Here is a 17,159-nt window from a genome sequence, read left to right as displayed (position 1 = left end):
GCGGCGCTCGTGGGGGCTTGGCGGTTCAGCGGCCGGAGCCGTGGCGGGCCGGACCGCCGCGCAGCAGGGCCTCCCCGAGCGGGGTCAGCGTGTGCAGCACGGCGCTGCCCGTCCGGATCGTGGAGACGAGCCCGGCGTTGCGCAGGACCGCGGCGTGCTGGCTGGCGGAGGCGGGTGAGACGCCGGTCCGCTCGGCCAGCGCCGTGGTGGTGGCGGGCCTGCGCAGGGCGGCGAGCACGGCGGCCCGGGTACGGCCGAGCAGCGGCCCCAGGACGGCCGAGGCGCCGTCCGGCCGCTCCTCCGGGGCCATGGGGTACACCAGGGCGACGGTCCCGCCGGGCCGGTAGCCCACCACGGGAGCGGACGCGAAGTACGACGGGACCAGCGTCAGCCCGCGCCCGCACAGCGGGATGTCGTGGGTGCCGGCCGTACCGACGTGCAGGGTCGGCGGCTCCCACCGGCAGGCGACGCCGAGGGTGGCGAGGAGGGCGTCGACGCCGCCCCGCATCAGCGTCTCGGCGCGGAGCGCGCGGTCGGCCGCGGCGGCCGACCGGATCCGCGGCCACAGCGGCTCCATCGACGCGGTGAAGTAGTCGTCCAGCTCGCTGACGAGGGTCCGCCGCGCCGCGGCGCCGCCGTCGGCGAGCTCCCGGTACCACCCGGAGACCTCCCGGGAGGGGGTCAGATGGCTCAGATCGACGGCGAGCTCGGCGCCGGGCGTCCGCCTGACCCGCTCGATGCCCGCGGCGAAGTCACCGGCGTCCGGCTGGCACAGGAAGGCCGGCATCGCCGCGTCGCAGGAGACGAGGTCGAGGAGTCTGCCGACGCGGGCCCCCTGACCGGTGGCCATCTCCCTGTTCCATTCGAGGACGGCGGGCCGTGACCAGCCCGTGCCGCCCGGCGCGCCGCGGAGCCGGCGCAGGCTCAGGCCGATCTCCAGCAGCGCGTCAGGAGCCGGGGCGAGCGTGACCCTTCGCAGGTCCGTCTCGGTGAAGTGCAGGCGGATCATGCCGGTTGCCTCCCGTCCGGAACCCCTTTTCAACCAGAGCTGAAAGGCGTTGCCTCCCGCGGCCGTCCGAATGATGCTCTGGAGGCGTGCCCGGAGCACGTGCCAGGCCGGGACCCGGGGCACACACCGGAACACCGCGGCGACCGGCGGGAGAAGATCATGCGCCTCGACGATACCGCCCGTTCCGCCGATTTCGACGGCTTCGACGGCTTCGACGGCTTCACGGCCCCGCCGCGGGCGTGCCCCGTCCCCGGCGTGGACGTACGGGTCGCCACCGCCGTCCTCGGCCTGCTCTCGGCTCTCCTGACCCGGGAGCCGGGCACGGACCCGTCTCCCGCGGAGACCTCCCGCGCGGGCACGGTCGCGCGCGCCCAGGCGTTCATCGAGCGCAGGCTGGCCGACCCCGATCTCTCCCCCGCGCTCGTCGCCGCCGAGCACCACGTCTCCGTCCGCCACCTGCAGAAGCTCTTCGAGGAGCAGGGGCTCAGCGTGGCCGGCTGGATCCGGCGGCGGCGGCTCGAACGCTGCCGCCGCGACCTCGCCGACCCCGCGCGGAACGACCTGCCGGTCCGCGCCGTCGCCTTCCGGTGGGGCTTCACCAGCGAATCGCACTTCAACCGGGCGTTCCGCGCGGCGTACGGCGCACCGCCCGCGACCTACCGCCGCCGCCTGCGGGAGTCGAGAGACCCTCGAACCACCTCCTGACGAACCGGCCGCCGGGCTGCGAAATAGCACCGTTCCAAATTGGGATTTATCCGTAAAACGGTGATCAAGGAGGCGGTTCGACTCCACTCTTGATCATGAGTGGGCGTCCCGCACCCGGTGGGCGCCCACGTCTCGAACCAAGGAAGCCTCATGATCAACCGTTATCGGACGGCGCTGGCGGCGCTGGTGACGCTCGCCGCCCTGGGCGCCGCGCCGACCACCCCGGCGTCCGCGCTCACCCCGGCGCCCGCGCCCGCCTCGGCCCCTGTCCCGGCATCCGCGGCCACGCCCGTCAGCGCGACCTTCGCCGCCACGGACGACGTGTTCGTCAGCCAGGCCGAACCCGCCAAGAACTTCGCCACCGCGACCTGGCTGTCGGTCTGCGGCGGCACCTGCAGCAGCAGCTCTGCCACCGGTCAGCGCATCGCCCTCACCAGGTTCAAGGTCACCGGCATCCCCGACGACGCCGAGAACGTCAAGGCCACCCTGGAGGTCACCTCGACACGGACGACCGCCACCACCGTGACGGCCCGGACGGTGACGGGCGGCTGGACGGAGGCGGCCACCTGGAACACCCGCCCGGCCCTCGGCGACGCGGCCGGCTCGCACACCGGATTCACCTCCGGCCAGACGGCCAAGCTGGACGTCTCCTCGGCCGTCACCGGCGACGGGACCTACTCCTTCGCCCTCACCCAGACCGATGACACCCCGACCGTGCTGTCCTCCTCGCGCGAGAGCGGCGACCGCGGCCCCAGGCTGACCGTCAGCTACACCGAGGGCTCCGGGGACGAGGCGAACGCCGGTCCGCTGCCGTTCGCCATGCCCGGCACGACGCAGCTGCGGGCCTCCGCCCGGAAGGTGTTCGCCCACTACTTCCCGCCGTACCCGGTCTCGCTGGACAACCAGGACCCGGCGAGCGACTACTACGCGCGGAACTACCTCAAGCCGGACGGCGAGAGCGGCAAGCACTCCGCGTACGGCGGGCTGCTGCGCGACCGGCCGCTGGGCCGCGCCCCGCTCAGCGGCGACTGGGCGTCGGCCGACTACGAGACCGAGGTGCGGCAGGCCGTCGCCGCGGGCCTGGACGGCTTCACCGTCGACATCCTGTCGGTGACGAGCAGCCAGTGGACGAGGGTGCGGAAGCTCGTCGCGGCCGCCGAGGCCGTCGACCCGGGTTTCAAGATCGTCCTCATGCCGGACATGAACGGCCTGGCCTCGGTCGACGCCGCCACCCTCGCCACCGCGCTGGCGGATCTCGCCGCCTCGAAGTCGGTCTACCGGCTCGGTGACGGGCGGCTCGTCGTCGCCCCGTTCAAGGCCGAGGGCCGCACCGCCGCCTGGTGGTCCGACTGGATGAAGACCATGGAGACCGAGCACGGGATCAAGGTGGCCCTCGTGCCCTGCCTCCTCGACTTCAACAAGTACCGCGACGCCTTCGGCCCGATCAGCTACGGCTTCGCGAACTGGGGCAACCGCAACCCCGCGGCCAACTCCTCCCTGACCACGAACATCAACACCGCGCACGGCATGGGCAGGATCTGGATGCAGCCGGTCTCCGTCCAGGACGAGCGCCCCAACCAGGGGATCTACGACGAGGCGGCCAACACCGAGAACCTCCGGGCCACCTGGAAGGGCGCGATCGACGGCAAGGCCGAGTGGGTGCAGCTCACGACCTGGAACGACTACTCGGAGAACACCCAGTTCGCCCCGTCGCGGAACGCGGGCTGGACCTACCTCGACATCAGCGCGTACTACCTGACCTGCTACAAGCTCGGCTGCCCGAAGATCACCGAGGACGTGGCGTACCTGACCCACCGGGTGCAGCCGTACGCCGCCCAGCCGTCCTACCCGGAGACCAAGCTCATGAAGCCGCGCGCGGGCGGCACGCCGTCCCGCGACACGGTCGAGGTGCTCACCATGCTGACGGCGGCGGGCAAGGTGTCGGTCACGGTCGGCGGCACCACGCAGACCTATGACGCGCCCGCCGGGGTCTCCGCCCGGACGTTCGCGCTGAAGGCGGGGACCGTCTCGGCGTCGGTCGCCCGGAACGGCGCCGCCGTGACCGAGGTGACCTCGCCGTACAAGGTCACGGCGACTCCGTACGTGCAGGATCTGCACTACCGCGCGGTGTCCAGCGGCCGGTCCTGACGGACCGGCGGGCACCGCGCCGCGCCCGTCCCCCCGCCCGCGAGGCCGCGAGGCCCGTGAGGTCCATGAGATTCAGAGGCCCGTGAGGCCCGTGAGGCCCGCAGGATCGCTCCGGGAGGGCGGGCGCGGTCCTTTTTCCGCGTTCGCCGCGCGCGGACCCCGCGCCCCCCATTCGGATGTTCATATAATCTGGATTCAGTGAGTATCCTGATGACGTGATGACGGGTGGGGAGTGGTGATGGCGCGATTGACCCGGGCGCAGCAGCAGGAGCGCACCCGCGCGGCGGTGCTGGCCGCGGCGAGGCGGGAGTTCGCCGAGCACGGATACGCCGTGACGAAGATCGACCGGATCGCCGAGCGGGCCGAGATGACCCGCGGCGCGGTGTACTCGAACTTCCCGACCAAGCGCGCGCTGTACCTGGCGGTGCTGGCCGACCTGGTCGAACGCTCCGCCGGCGAGGCCGGCCAGGCCGACGGGTCCGACGGGTCCGACGGGTCCGACGGGTCCGACGGGATCACCGGAGCCGCCGGGCAGGCCCCGCGGCCGTCACCGGACTCGGTGGCCGGGTCGCTGGGCGCCTTCGCCCGGGTCTGGCTCGAACGGCTGCCGCTGACCGGCGACTCACCGGCCGACGGTCACCTGCGGTTGCGCTCGCTGTCCGGCGTGCTCGACGACGAACCGGCCCGGACCGCGCTGACCCAGACCGCCCGCCTGGAGGCGTTGCTGCTCGCCCTCGCACTTGAGTCGTACCCGCCGCCGGGCGTCCGGCGGGTACGGCTGGCCGAGCTGGTGCTGACGCTGCTGAACGGCTCGGCGGGCCTGGCCGAGACCGCGCCCGGGTTCGGCGACCCGTTCGACGTGGTGCGCGCCTGCGACCATCTGGCCGGGATCGACCTGGCGGACGCCTGGGACCCGCCGCACCTGCCCTACGTCTCCCCGGCGCGCCCCTGCGACGACCCCTGGACGCCGCCGGCCGAGGTGTCCGACAGGATCACCGGCCGCCCGATCGGCCTCGGCGACGACGGTGTGATCGCGGTCCTGGGGGCCGGGCGGCTGGCCGCGGCGGAGGAGGCCGTCCGCGGCGCCCTCCCGGGCGACCGGGTGACCGTGGTCGTCGTGACGGGCGACCCGGCCGAGATCGGCCGTCTGGTACGGCTCAGGGTCGACGACCTCACCGCGTGCCTGCGGCGCGTGTTCGCCCCCGGCGCGTGGCCGACCCTCCGCCTGGTGCTCGACGATCGTGCCCTGGTAGCCGCGGCCCTCGGCCTGCCGGGCGTCGGCGACGCGACCGAGGCCGCCGTCCGGGTCAGGGACGGCAGGATCGTCGCCCGGGCCGAGGGCCGGGGCGCGGCCCACGCCGCGGCGGCCGCCGGTGCTCCGGACGCCGGTGCTCCGGACGCCACGCGACACGGCGGGGGCGAAGCATGACGGCCTCCACGACCGGCGACGACCTGCTGGTGCTCCACGCCCTCCGCTGCGCCGGGTTCACCGACCTGGCCAGGGTGGCCGCGGTGACGGGGCTGGGCGAGTCCGACGTCGAGTCCGAACTCATCGACCTCGCCACCGCGGGCCACGTCACGTACACGGCGGGCTTCTTCGGCGGATGGGGCCTCACCGAGGCCGGCCGGGCCGCCGACGCCCGGCGGATCACCGAGGAGCTGGAGGCGGCCGGCGCCCGGACCGCCGTGGCCGACGCGTACGACCGCTTCCTCGTCCTCAACCCGGAGCTCCTCGACATCTGCGGGGCCTGGCAGCTGCGCCCCGTCGGCGGAACGACGACGATGAACGACCACACCGACCCCGCCTACGACGCCCGGGTCCTCGGCCGGCTCACCGACCTCGACCGGCGGGCCCAGGCGGTCTGCGCGGACCTGTCCGCGGCGTTGCCGCGATTCGGGCGCTACCGCGTCCGCCTCGCCGACGCGCTCGCGCGGGCGACCGCGGGCGCGCTCGACCACGTGACGGACGACATGGCGTCGTACCACACGGTGTGGTTCCAGCTCCACGAGGACCTGCTCGCCACCCTGGGCATCCCCCGATGAGGTGGATCCACCCGCTCTCGCCGGACATCGGGGAGACGGCCGACGCCATCGGCGGCAAGGCGTACGGCCTCGTCCTGCTGCGGCGGCTCGGGCTGCCCGTGCCGCCGGGGTTCGTCATCGGCACCGACGCGTGCCGCGCCTTCCTCCGTGACGGGCGGCCGCCCGACGGTCTCGACGACGAACTCGCGGTCGCCGTCGCCGCCCTTGAGGACACGACGCGCCGCAGGCTCGGCGGGCCCGGGAGGCCGCTGGCGGTGTCCGTCCGCTCCGGCGGGCGCGAGTCGATGCCCGGCATGATGACCACGGTCCTCAACCTCGGCCTCACCACCGCGGCCACGGCGGCGCTGGCGGCGGAGACGGACGACACCCGGTTCGCGCTCGACGCGCGGCTGAGGTTCCTGTACGGCTTCGCCACCGCGACCACGGACCTGACCGCGGAGACCCTCGACGCCGTCGTGAGCGAGGCGACCGGGCGCGGACCCGATGCCACCGCCGTAGGCGAGGCGACCGGCCACGGACCCGGCGGCACCGCCGTGGGCGAGGCGGCCCGGCACGGGTCCGGCGACGTCCGGCGCCTGTCCCGCGCGATCCACGAGGTCGAGGCCGTCATCGGGCGGCGCGCCGGCCGGCCCGTCCCGGACGACGCGGCCGAACAGCTCAGGCTGGCCGTCGCAGCGGTCTTCTCCTCGTGGGACACGCCGCGCGCGACGACCTACCGCGAGGTGCACGCCATCCCGCACGACCTCGGCACGGCCGTGATCGTGCAGGCGATGGTGTTCGGGAACCGCGACGACCGCAGCGGCACCGGTGTCGCGTTCAGCCGCGACCCCAACACCGGCGAACGCGTCCCGTTCGGCGAGGTCCTCTTCGGCCGCCAGGGCGAGGACGTCGTCTCGGGCAGATCGTCGACCCTTCCCCTGCGCGACCTGGCCGACCGGGAGCCGGAGGTGTGGGCCGCCCTTCTGGACGCCCTGGACCGCGTGGAGGCGCACCACCGTGACGCGTGCTACCTGGAGTTCACCTTCGAGACCGGCGAGCTGTGGCTCCTGCAGGCCCGGCCGGGCCGGTTCACCGGCGCCGCCGCCGTCCGTCTCGCGACGGATCTCGCCGACGAGGGCGTGATCGGACGCCGCGAGGCGCTGCTCAGGGTCTCCCCCCACGATCTCCGGCACGCCCGCACCCGCCGCCTGGCCGCGACCGGCGGGGCCGGCGTCCTCGCCCGCGGGCTGGGGGCCTGTCCGGGCGTCGTGGCCGGCCGCGTGGCGACCACCGCGGACGGCGCGGTCCGGATGGCCGCGGAGGGCCCCGTCATCCTGGTGCGGCCGGAGACCTCACCGCTCGACATGCGCGGCATCGCCGTCGCCGCCGGAATTGTCACCGCCCGCGGCGGCCCGGCCAGCCACGCCGCGATCGTCGCGCGGACGATGGGCAAACCGGCCGTCGTGGGCGTCTCGGACCTCACCGTCACCGGTGCCTCTGTGCGGGCCGGCGGGCAGGTGCTCCCCGAGGGGACGCTCATCTCCATCGACGGGACCGGCGGCGAGGTCGTCCTCGGCAGCCCGTCCGTCACCACGGCCGCGACCGACCCCCATCTGCTCCGCCTGCTCGAATGGGCCGACGAGGTGTCGGGCGACGCCTCCGGCCGCCCCGCCGACCAGCGCCTCCACGCGGCCCACGCCGCCCTCCGGCGGCGCCCCTGACGCCGCCGTCAGGGGCGCCGGCCGGCGCCGTCACGCGGACGTGCCGGTGGACGGCGCGTGCCGCTCCGGCGCGGGCGACCGGTCGAGACGTGAGAACCCCGCCGCCCGGACCGCGGCGGCGGGGTTCTCACGTGCCGGCGGCTACTTCAGCAGCTGGCGGGCCATGACCATGCGCTGGATCTGGTTGGTGCCCTCGTAGATCTGGGTGATCTTGGCGTCGCGCATCATGCGCTCCACCGGGTAGTCGCTGGTGTAGCCGTACCCGCCGAGGAGCTGCACGGCGTCGGTGGTGATCTCCATGGCCGCGTCGGAGGCGGCGCACTTGGCGGCGCTGGAGAAGAACGTCAGATCGGCCTGCGGCTCGCCGTGCATGGCCAGCTCGGACTTGGCGGCGGCGGCGTAGGTGAGCTGCCGGGCGGCCTCCAGCTTCATCGCCATGTCGGCGAGCATGAACTGCACGCCCTGGAAGTCGGCGATGGCCTTGCCGAACTGCTTGCGCTCCTTGACGTAGCCGACCGCGTAGTCGAGGGCGCCCTGGGCGATGCCCAGCGCCTGGGCGGCGATCGTGACGCGGGTGTGGTCGAGCGTGGCCAGGGCGGTCTTGAAACCGGTGCCCGGAGCGCCGATCATGCGGGACGCCGGGATGCGGACGTCCTCCAGGATGACCTGGCGGGTCGGGGAGCCCTTGATGCCGAGCTTCTTCTCCTTGGGCCCGAAGCTGACGCCCTCGTCGCTCTTCTCCACCACGAACGCGGAGATGCCGCGAGCCCCCGCGCCCGGCTCGGTCACGGCCATCACCGTGTAGTACTCCGACACCCCGGCGTTGGTGATCCACATCTTGGCGCCGTTGAGCACGTAGTGGTCGCCGTCGGCCACCGCGCGGGTCTTCATCGAGGCGGCGTCGCTGCCCGCCTCGGCCTCCGACAGGGCGTAGGAGAACATCGCCTCACCGCGCGCGACCGGCGCGAGGTAGCGCTGCTTGAGCTCCTCCGACGCCGACAGCAGCAGCGGTACGGTGCCCAGCTTGTTGACCGCGGGGATCAGCGAGGAAGACGCGCAGGCCCGCGCCACCTCCTCGATGACGATCACGGCCGCCAGGGCGTCGCCCCCCGCTCCGCCGTACTCCTCGGGAACGTGGATGGCCTGCAGGTCAGCGGCGACCAGCGCCTTGTAGACGTCCCAGGGGAACTCCCCCGTCTCGTCGGCCTCGGCCGCACGGGGGGCGATCTTCTCGTCGGCGAGGGCGCGGACGGTCTCCCTGAGCATCTGGTGCTCTTCGGGCAGGGCGTAGAGAGGGAAGCTCATGGGCAAATAGTAGGACGTCCAACAATGCGTGGACCGATCCATCCCGTGTGAGATGTATCGCTGCCTGTTTATGCAGGTGGCAAAGTGGTCTCCTAGGATGCCGATACTCTGACGGCACAGAATCGGGCAGAACCGAAAGGAACGCCAGTGGCCTACCGCCTCACGATGGTGGGAACCGGATACCTGGGTGCGACGACGTCCGCGTGCATGGCGGAACTGGGCTTCGAAGTCCTCGGCGTCGACGTCGACGCCGAGAAGATCGCTCGGCTGCAGGCCGGGGATCTGCCCATCCACGAGCCCGGCCTGGAGGAGATCCTGCGGCGCAACCTCGCCGCGGGCAGGCTGCGCTTCACCACCTCCTTCGAGGAGGCCGCCGCCTTCGGTGACGTGCACTTCCTGTGCGTCGGCACCCCCCAGAAAGCCGGCGAGTACGGAGCCGACGTCTCCTACCTCGACGCCGCGATCGAGGCCCTGGCCCCGCACCTGCAACGCGAGTGCCTGGTCGTCGGCAAGTCCACCGTCCCGGTGGGCACCGCCCAGCGCCTGGCCGACAAGCTGGTCCGGCTGGCGCCCATCGGCGCCGGGGCCGAGCTGGCGTGGAACCCGGAGTTCCTGCGCGAGGGCTACGCCGTCCAGGACACCCTGCAGCCCGACCGGATCGTGCTGGGCGTGGCCTCCGACAAGGCCGAGAAGGTCATGCGGGAGGTGTACGCCTCGATGCTGGAGGCCGGCACCCCGATGGTGATCACCGACTACCCGACCGCCGAGCTGGTCAAGGTGGCCGCCAACGCCTTCCTCGCCACCAAGATCTCCTTCATCAACGCGATGGCGGAGGTCTGCGAGGCCGCGCACGCCGACGTCAAGCAGCTCTCGCAGGCCCTGTCCTACGACGACCGCATCGGCGGCAAGTTCCTCAACGCCGGCCTGGGCTTCGGCGGCGGCTGCCTGCCCAAGGACATCCGCGCCTTCATGGCCCGCGCGGGCGAGCTCGGCGCCGACCAGGCGCTGACCTTCCTGCGCGAGGTGGACGCGATCAACATGCGCCGCCGGGCCCGCATGGTCGACCTCGCCCGCGAGCTGGCCGGCGGCTCCTTCCGGGGCTGCTCGCTGACCGTGCTGGGCGCCGCGTTCAAGCCCAACTCCGACGACATCCGCGACTCGCCCGCACTCGACGTCGCCGTCAAGATCAGTGAGCAGGGCGGCCGGGTCACCGTCTACGACCCCGTCGCGCAGGAGAACGCCCGCCGGGCCCACCCGCACCTGTCGTACGGCGAGTCGGCGCTGGAGGCCGCCCGCGGCGCCCACGTCGTGCTGCTGCTCACCGAGTGGCGGGAGTTCATCGAGCTCGACCCCGAGGCGCTGGGCGCCGTCGTGGCCGCCCGCAAGATGGTGGACGGCCGCAACGCCCTCGACGCCGAGGTCTGGCGCAACGCGGGCTGGCACTACCGCGCACTCGGCCGCCCGTAGCGGCGCCCCGCCGGGCGGGACGCCGTGGCCCCCATCAGCGCGATCACGGCCGCCGTCACGGCGTATCAGCACGGCTGCACGTCCTGACCGCCCGGGGTGAGGTTCCGCGGACGGGACCTCACCCCGGGCGGTCCGGCGGCGTCAGCCTCCCTGGACGCGCCCCTCGGGGCCCGCGTCGTTCCGGCCGCCCTGGGGACTGGCCTCGGGACCGGCGTCCCCACGGGGATCCACGGGTTCCGTGCCGCCCCGGGGATCGGCCTCGGGGCCCGCGTCACCGCCGCCGTAGCGTCGCTGGACGGCGTCGACGCCCTTGCCGATCTGCTCGTCGTACTTGTGTCCGGTCCGCTCGCCGGCGAACCGCTCCCCCTGGTCGAGCACCTGGTCGGCCTGATCCGGATGCTCCCTGGCGAGGTCCTCGGCCTTCTTCGCCCAGTCTCCGATACCGCTCATGACGACCCCTCCCTCTCGTCCTGTACGGCCGTGCTCAAGCCGGGCCCTACCCGCCTCCGGCGACGAAACACCCCGCCCCCGGCACGGCCCGCCTCGCGTACCGGGGTGTCCCGCGAGTCTCGCGTACGACACCGGCCGGCTCCGCGCATCCGCCGGAGCCGCAGGAGGTCACGGCGACTCCACGCCCACCGTCGCGGGCCGGTGCCGCCGCGCGCCGAGGAAGCGGACGACGACGAAGCCGGCGGCAGCGGCAGCCGCCGTCCACACGATCGCCTGTCCCATGACCTCGATCCGCTCGTTCCTGCCAGGTGGGAGCACGACCATCTGTACGGCCGCGCCGACCGGAACGGTCAGCCTCGCCAGCAGGCCGACCGTTCCCGGCCTCCTGGCGCAGGCGCCCACAACCCCCAGGGGCGCCCCGAAGAGGACGCTGGTGATCCACCACACGAGGGGTTCGGACTCGTACCAGGAGGACAGCGGCCCGCCGCCTCGGACGGTGTCCACGAAGCTGTAGGCCGCCGTGGCCGCGAGAAGGGCCAGGGCGCCGGCGGCGGCCGGGACCGTCATCCCGGAACGACCGTCGTCGGCGCGCGCGACCAGCCAGCCCACGAGGACCGCGAACCCCGCCCACGCCCAGCCGGAGTCCACCAGCACGCTCACGATCTCCAGCGCCGACATCCCACCGGTGGTGGCGGCCCGGCTTTCGAGATCCGCGTAGTGATCGGAGACGGCGTTGGTCAGGGAGGTCGCCGCGCCGAAGCCCGCTCCGGCCGTCAGGGCGCCCGCCAGGATCTTCGCGAGGCGTGCCGTACCCGGTCGGTTCCGCCGTCGAGGGCTGTTTCGGTGGTCTTCAGTCACGGGTGCCTTTCTACCGCACCCGTCACAGGCCAGGAGAGGGCCGGACCGACGACCCCGCGAGTCGCGGGGTCGTCGACTCTCCGTCAGTCGTCGAGCCGACTGAAGGGCGGCGGGGGAATTGCCGATGGGCGACTGATTCGGCGGGATACCGGTCTTCCGTAATGTTCCGAGCCACGGGGACGAGCACCGCACCTCCGGGAGTGTTCCGGACGGCGGCGACGAGCGCGCCCCCGGAGTGTTCCGACGGCGGGACGAGCGCGTCCCCCGAGACCCCGGCCAGTGAGGAGACCGACATGCCGTACTTCGAGACCGCCGACGGCACCCGCCTGTCGTACGAGGACTACGGCGCCGGCGCGCCGATCGTGTTCGTCTCCAGTTGGGCGCTGAGCAGCGACATGTGGGAGTACCAGGTGCCGTTCTTCGCCGAGCGGGGGTACCGCTGCGTGCTTTTCGACCGGCGGGGCCACGGCCGCTCCGACCGCCCCTCGACCGGGTACGACACCGACACCCGGGCCGACGACCTCGCCGCCCTGATCGAGCACCTCGACCTGCGGGAGGTCACTCTGGTGGGGCACTCGGCCGGCGGCGGTGAGGTCGCCCGCTACCTGGCCCGGCACGGCGAGGACCGCGTCGCGCGCGTGGCGTTCGTCGCGGCGGTCCTGCCGTTCCTGAAGCTGACCGACGACAACCCCGGCGGCGTCCCCGAGGCGCTGAGCGAGGCCACGGTGGCCCGGTTCCAGAAGGACCGGCCCAAGTGGTTCGCCGACCGGGCGCAGGGCTTCTTCGCCACCCACCTGGGCAACGACGTCTCCCCCGCCCTGATCGACCTCACGATGCGGCAGTGCCTGGAGGCGTCCCCCTGGGCCACGACCGCCGTCTGGCGGGAGATGTTCTCCGCCGACCACCGGGACGCGCTGCGCGCGATGACCGTCCCGACGCTGATCGTCCACGGCGCCGCCGACCAGTCGGCCCGCGTCGAGCTGACCGGCCGGCGTACGGCGGAGCTCATGCCGAACGCCGTCTACAAGGAGTACCCGACCGCGGGTCACGGCCTGTACGTGACGCACAGGGATCAGCTCAACGCCGACATCCTGGAGCTGATCAAGGGCTGACCGGGCCGCGTGCCGTACGAAAGGTCACCCGTACTCGCGAAGAGCAGGAGGGTCCCACCTCGGTGGGGCCCTCCTTCGGTGTTCCGGACGGGTCAGTCGTCGAACTCGCCGAGCTTCACGCCGCCCACGAAGGCGTCCCACTCCGCCCGGGTGAAGAACAGCTTCGGCCCGTCAGGGTCCCTGGAGTCGCGCAGCACGTAAAGGGGGCCGAGATCGGCCTTGTGGCCGGTTGCCGGGGCGTCCACCACAGCCACCTCGACGCATTCGCCGCCGTCGTCCCCGGAGGCCGCCCTCCGCCAGACGGCGCCGCTCAGATCCGCCTCCATCTCACACCGCCTTCGCCGTGGGCCCGGCGCCCGCCCGGGACGCTCCTCGGTATCCCGGTCAGTATCCGGACCGTCTCCCTCGCCCGCAACGGCCTGCCGTGAATCTTCCGTACGCCGGGGACGGGGTGGAACGACCAGCCCCGGGATGGCCCGTCGGGACCACGCCCGAACGCTTTGCGGCCAATCTCTCACGCAAAGTAATCAACTCGTGCCACGCTGTGAAGCGCAGTTCGACGAGCGACCGGAAGGACGGCGAGCATGCCCGAAATGGCTGACCGAGCCTTCCGATCATGAACCGCCCGCGCCGCCGGGTTCCGGGTGATGGCGGCGGCGCGGGTCACGGCCCGGGAGGGCACGGCGCGGACGACCGTCGGCCATCCCTTCCGGAAAAGCGGGTGGCTCCGCTCCCTCACCGGAGGAGGGAGGGAGCGGGGTCACCACCACGCGTCCTGCCGGGTGCCCTCCACCACCGCCCGGCCGGACCGTCCCCGGTGGAGTCCCCCACCCAGCGGAGACCCACCCGGCGACGTGCCCCGTCCACGCGCCCCCGAGACGGGCGGCGGCACGCGAACCCGACGCCCATCCCTTTCCGCACGGAGAAGATCATGACCATCATCACCGACGACGCCCCGGCCGCGACGGCCGCGGCGCCCCGTCCCGGAGCCGCGGTCCATCGGGGGGACGCTCCGGATTCGCACGTCCATGACGCGCCGGAGACCACGCCGGCCTCCGGCCTCCCCGCAACGGCGCTCGCGCCCGGCGGCCCGGGCGGCCCGGGCGGCCCGGAGGCGACGCCCGCCCCGGGCGACCTGGGAACGGCGGGCGCCCCGAGGACCGGGCCCGACCTCGACCCCACGGGCGACCTGGAGGCGCTGGCCGAGTCCCTGGAGCGGCGGGGCCTGCTCGGACGGGTCCGTGTGGCCTACCGCCGTCCTCCCCAGCCGGTGAGGACCGATCCCGAACTGCGCGCCCTCACCGAAGAGGTCCGCGCCGCATCCCGTGAAGAAAGCTGGTGGCAGCAATGGTCCTGGACAGAACCGATCGCGCCGGCGGGCGAGGCGAGCACCGCCGCCGAGCCGACCTCCGCCGAGGCGATCCGCCCCCTCCTGCCCGCGCAGCGGCGGGACGAGGACAGCTCCTCGACGCCGCGGTCGCGGTAGGCGGCCCCCGCCCGGACCGGGCGGCCAGCCCCGGCCCGCCCGGCGCTCCCGGGACTCCGGTGGCCCCCATGACCTCAGAGGCTCCGAGGAGCACCGACCCGGACGATCTGGCCCGCGCCCTGCAGGCCAGCCGCCCCGGATGGGTGGTCCTCTGGCGTCCCTGGGCCCGCTCCTTCTGGGCGTTCCCCTGCTGGATCACCGACGACCCCCGGCCCGTCGAAGCGAGGCGGGCCGGTGACCTGCTTTCCTTGATGGCGGAGACCGAGGCGGCCGACGCCGCTCACCGGCGGGAACCCGTCGGCTAGGAACATGTGAGGGACGGCCGGCCAAGGGAAGCGGCCGGAACCGTCCGTCTCGGGTGCCCCGCCGCCTGGACCCCGCACCGGCGTCGCGGGACGGCCGTCGCCGTCCCCTCCGGACGTCCTCCCGTGCTTTCCGGACGATCCTCCGGCTCCGCGGACGGCCGGGCGCCTTCCCGAAACGGGCGGGTCAGCGGGTGGACACGGACCGCTTCTCCGCACCGTTGTTCTGGGAGTGGTCCCCCGCTCCCAGGCTTCCGAAAACCGCCGTCACCGCCACGGTGAGCCCGAGGACGGCGCGTATCGCGTTCCGCATGATTCTCACCTCCATAGCATGGAGGTCTGTTTCTTCCCTGGATGCGATCGGCTATCCCCGGTGCCACCGAGATATCACTGCATCTGCACCATATTGCGCCTTTTTGCGGTCTTCCGATCTTGACGCCGGTCGATTCTCCCGCCTCGAAGCCCGTCGGCTCGGCGCGTCCCGGGAACTCATGAGCCGCCCGGCTCGGCGCGTCCCGGGAACTCATGAGCCGCCCGGCTCGGCACGCCCCGGCACCCCTGAGCCACCCGTCCCGCGCGCGCTCAGGCCCCGCTCGCCGGGGCCGCCGGACCACCCGGGGTGAACCGCCCGCCCGGCGCGCTCAGGCCCCGAGGTCGGCGGCCTCCGCGCGGAGCCTGGCGCCCTTGGCGTGGGCCTGCTCCTTCAGCGTCACCTGGAACGCCTCCATCCTGGCCCGCAGTTCCTCGTCGGCGGCGGCGAGGATCCGTACGGCCAGCAGCCCCGCGTTGCGGGCGCCACCGATGGCGACGGTCGCCACCGGCACCCCGGCGGGCATCTGGACGATCGACAACAGGGAGTCCATGCCGTCGAGGTACTTCAGCGGAACGGGCACGCCGATCACCGGCAGGGGGGTGACCGAGGCGAGCATCCCGGGCAGGTGGGCGGCTCCCCCGGCGCCCGCGATGATCACCTTCAGGCCGCGCCCGGCGGCCTCCGCCCCGTAGGCGATCATCTCGTCGGGCATGCGGTGCGCGGAGACCACGTCGGCCTCGAACGCCACCCCGAACTCGGCCAGCGCCTCGGCGGCGGCCTTCATCACCGGCCAGTCGGAGTCGCTGCCCATGACGATGCCGACGTCGGTCATGCCTTCTCCTCGCGATCTCATGCTCTCGTGGTCTCGTGGTCTCGTGACCTCAACGGTCTCGCCGTCTCGCGGACCGCGCCGTGGGGCTCTCGGTGCCGTGGACGCTCAGGTGTAGACGCCCTCGGAGAGGTAGACGGCGGCGTGCCTGGCCCGGGCCCGGACCTCGTCGAGGTCGGTGCCGAGGGCCGTGACGTGGCCGATCTTGCGGCCGGGCCGTACCTCTTTACCGTAGAAGTGGACCTTGATCCCCGGGTCGTGGGCCATCACGTGCTCGTAGCGGGAGAAGACGTCCGGGTCGTCGCCGCCCAGGAGGTTGGCCATCACCACGACGGGGGCCGACATCGAGGGCGAGCCGAGGGGAAGGTCGAGCACGGCGCGCAGGTGCTGCTCGAACTGGGAGGTGCGGGCGCCGTCGATGGTCCAGTGGCCGCTGTTGTGCGGGCGCATGGCCAGCTCGTTCACCACGAGCCCGGAGGGGGTGGCGAACATCTCGACGGCCAGCAACCCGGTCACGCCCAGCTCGTGGGCGATGTTCAGGGCGATCCGCTGGGCCACCGCGGCCTGCTCGGGGTCGAGGCCGGGAGCGGGGGCGAGCACCTCCACGCAGATGCCGTCGCGCTGGACGGTCTCCACCACCGGGTAGCTGACGCCCTGGCCGTGCGGGGACCGGGCGACGAGGACGGCCAGCTCGCGCTCGAACGGCACGAACGCCTCCGCCATCAGCGGCACCCCGGAGGCCAGCACCTCGGCGGCCTCCTCGGCGGACCGGCAGACCCAGACGCCGCGGCCGTCGTAGCCGCCGCGGACCGCCTTCAGCACGACCGGCCAGCCGTGCTCGGCGCCGAACGCCTCGACGTCGGCGGCGGTCTCGATCCGCCGCCAGGGTGGGCAGGGGGCGCCGATCGCGGTCAGCCGCTCGCGCATCACGGCCTTGTCCTGGGCGTGAACCAGCGCGTCGGCGCCGGGGTGCACGGCGAGGCCGTCGGCGGCCAGCGCGCGGACGTGCTCGGTGGGGACGTGCTCGTGGTCGAAGGTGACGGCGTCGCACCCCTTGGCGAAGTCGCGCAGGTCGGCCAGCTCGCGGTAGTCGCCCAGGCGTACGTCGGAGATCACCCGGGCGGCGCTCTCGCCGGGGGCGCCGGCCAGCACCCGCAGCTCCACTCCGAGGGCGATCGCCGCCTGCTGGGTCATCCGGGCCAGCTGACCGGCTCCGATCATGCCGACGACCGGGCCGATGGAAGGTGCGGAGGAAGGGCTGCTCACGTCGGTCGAGTTTACCGGCCCGGTACGGCCGGTCGCCGCGAGCCCCGGAGCGGCCTGCCACGTGACGTCCCCGGACCGGTTCCGTCCGTGTCGGCCGTGGAAAACGGTGATCATGCATGTCCGGCGGCCTTCGGTCGGAGCAACGTGATGTTGACCGATTTATCCG

The 17,159-nt window shown here is 73.3% G+C and carries 17 protein-coding genes; 9 read left to right on the top strand and 8 right to left on the bottom strand.

Features of this window, described 5'->3' with window-relative positions; translation table 11 throughout:
- Positions 1 to 25: 25 nt before the first annotated feature.
- Positions 26 to 1,009, bottom strand: a complete 984-nt coding sequence (locus tag ACQP10_RS06210) for an ArsR/SmtB family transcription factor (RefSeq protein WP_399499960.1) — start codon at positions 1,007 to 1,009, stop codon at positions 26 to 28.
- A 159-nt stretch (positions 1,010 to 1,168) separates the two neighbouring features.
- Between ACQP10_RS06210 and ACQP10_RS06205 the strand changes: the two genes are divergently transcribed.
- The 5 genes from ACQP10_RS06205 to ACQP10_RS06185 all read left to right on the top strand — a co-directional run bounded on the left by ACQP10_RS06205 (position 1,169) and on the right by ACQP10_RS06185 (position 7,605).
- Positions 1,169 to 1,714 carry a helix-turn-helix domain-containing protein gene (locus tag ACQP10_RS06205; protein WP_433541026.1) on the top strand — a complete coding sequence of 182 codons (546 nt, stop codon included), beginning with the start codon at positions 1,169 to 1,171 and terminating at the stop codon, positions 1,712 to 1,714.
- A 150-nt stretch (positions 1,715 to 1,864) separates the two neighbouring features.
- Positions 1,865 to 3,862: an endo-1,3-alpha-glucanase family glycosylhydrolase gene (locus tag ACQP10_RS06200; protein ID WP_433541025.1), complete on the top strand. Its 1,998-nt coding sequence runs from the start codon at positions 1,865 to 1,867 to the stop codon at positions 3,860 to 3,862.
- A gap of 238 nt (positions 3,863 to 4,100) precedes the next feature.
- On the top strand, positions 4,101 to 5,291 hold the full coding sequence (locus ACQP10_RS06195) for a helix-turn-helix domain-containing protein (RefSeq protein WP_433541024.1): 1,191 nt from the start codon (positions 4,101 to 4,103) through the stop codon (positions 5,289 to 5,291).
- Positions 5,288 to 5,905, top strand: coding sequence for a transcriptional regulator (locus ACQP10_RS06190; protein ID WP_346021867.1), 618 nt, complete (start codon positions 5,288 to 5,290; stop codon positions 5,903 to 5,905). Before ACQP10_RS06195 ends, ACQP10_RS06190 begins: the two co-directional genes overlap by 4 nt.
- Positions 5,902 to 7,605: a pyruvate, phosphate dikinase gene (locus tag ACQP10_RS06185; protein ID WP_433541023.1), complete on the top strand. Its 1,704-nt coding sequence runs from the start codon at positions 5,902 to 5,904 to the stop codon at positions 7,603 to 7,605. The genes ACQP10_RS06190 and ACQP10_RS06185 overlap by 4 nt, the downstream gene beginning before the upstream one ends.
- A gap of 141 nt (positions 7,606 to 7,746) precedes the next feature.
- Here the strand turns inward: ACQP10_RS06185 and ACQP10_RS06180 are convergent, their stop codons facing one another.
- Positions 7,747 to 8,910 (bottom strand): acyl-CoA dehydrogenase family protein, encoded by a 1,164-nt coding sequence (locus ACQP10_RS06180; RefSeq protein WP_346021865.1) that lies wholly within the window; start codon positions 8,908 to 8,910, stop codon positions 7,747 to 7,749.
- 147 nt (positions 8,911 to 9,057) lie between these two features.
- Here ACQP10_RS06180 and ACQP10_RS06175 point away from each other — a divergent pair, with 147 nt between their 5' ends.
- The gene (locus ACQP10_RS06175) at positions 9,058 to 10,377 is read left to right on the top strand and encodes a UDP-glucose dehydrogenase family protein (protein WP_179819477.1); all 1,320 of its coding nucleotides are present in this window, start codon (positions 9,058 to 9,060) and stop codon (positions 10,375 to 10,377) included.
- A 141-nt stretch (positions 10,378 to 10,518) separates the two neighbouring features.
- On the opposite strand, the gene ACQP10_RS06170 is transcribed toward ACQP10_RS06175, so the two are convergent.
- Both ACQP10_RS06170 and ACQP10_RS06165 read right to left on the bottom strand, forming a co-directional pair.
- On the bottom strand, positions 10,519 to 10,827 hold the full coding sequence (locus ACQP10_RS06170; RefSeq protein ID WP_179819478.1) for an antitoxin: 309 nt from the start codon (positions 10,825 to 10,827) through the stop codon (positions 10,519 to 10,521).
- Between the two features lie 168 nt (positions 10,828 to 10,995).
- A complete protein-coding gene (locus ACQP10_RS06165) occupies positions 10,996 to 11,685 on the bottom strand; it encodes a hypothetical protein (RefSeq protein ID WP_179819479.1) in 690 nt (229 codons plus the stop codon).
- 293 nt (positions 11,686 to 11,978) lie between these two features.
- Here ACQP10_RS06165 and ACQP10_RS06160 point away from each other — a divergent pair, with 293 nt between their 5' ends.
- A complete protein-coding gene (locus ACQP10_RS06160; RefSeq protein ID WP_179819480.1) occupies positions 11,979 to 12,797 on the top strand; it encodes an alpha/beta fold hydrolase in 819 nt (272 codons plus the stop codon).
- A 92-nt stretch (positions 12,798 to 12,889) separates the two neighbouring features.
- Here the strand turns inward: ACQP10_RS06160 and ACQP10_RS06155 are convergent, their stop codons facing one another.
- Positions 12,890 to 13,123 (bottom strand): DUF397 domain-containing protein, encoded by a 234-nt coding sequence (locus ACQP10_RS06155; protein WP_179819481.1) that lies wholly within the window; start codon positions 13,121 to 13,123, stop codon positions 12,890 to 12,892.
- Between the two features lie 605 nt (positions 13,124 to 13,728).
- Between ACQP10_RS06155 and ACQP10_RS06150 the strand changes: the two genes are divergently transcribed.
- Both ACQP10_RS06150 and ACQP10_RS06145 read left to right on the top strand, forming a co-directional pair.
- Entirely contained in the window at positions 13,729 to 14,283 is a 555-nt protein-coding gene (locus tag ACQP10_RS06150) for a hypothetical protein (RefSeq protein WP_433541022.1), read from the top strand.
- A 68-nt stretch (positions 14,284 to 14,351) separates the two neighbouring features.
- The gene (locus ACQP10_RS06145; protein WP_179819483.1) at positions 14,352 to 14,588 is read left to right on the top strand and encodes a hypothetical protein; all 237 of its coding nucleotides are present in this window, start codon (positions 14,352 to 14,354) and stop codon (positions 14,586 to 14,588) included.
- Between the two features lie 184 nt (positions 14,589 to 14,772).
- On the opposite strand, the gene ACQP10_RS06140 is transcribed toward ACQP10_RS06145, so the two are convergent.
- From ACQP10_RS06140 to ACQP10_RS06130, 3 genes are all read right to left on the bottom strand, one after another.
- Entirely contained in the window at positions 14,773 to 14,898 is a 126-nt protein-coding gene (locus tag ACQP10_RS06140; RefSeq protein WP_346021864.1) for a hypothetical protein, read from the bottom strand.
- Positions 14,899 to 15,226: 328 nt separating this feature from the next.
- A complete protein-coding gene (gene purE / locus ACQP10_RS06135; protein WP_179819484.1) occupies positions 15,227 to 15,730 on the bottom strand; it encodes a 5-(carboxyamino)imidazole ribonucleotide mutase in 504 nt (167 codons plus the stop codon).
- A gap of 105 nt (positions 15,731 to 15,835) precedes the next feature.
- Positions 15,836 to 16,993 (bottom strand): 5-(carboxyamino)imidazole ribonucleotide synthase, encoded by a 1,158-nt coding sequence (locus ACQP10_RS06130; RefSeq protein ID WP_312873157.1) that lies wholly within the window; start codon positions 16,991 to 16,993, stop codon positions 15,836 to 15,838.
- Positions 16,994 to 17,159: the final 166 nt, after the last annotated feature.

It is taken from the genome of Streptosporangium sandarakinum, from assembly GCF_050942225.1.
GTDB lineage: Bacteria > Actinomycetota > Actinomycetes > Streptosporangiales > Streptosporangiaceae > Streptosporangium > Streptosporangium nondiastaticum.
This window is presented reverse-complemented; position numbering and strand designations above follow the sequence as displayed.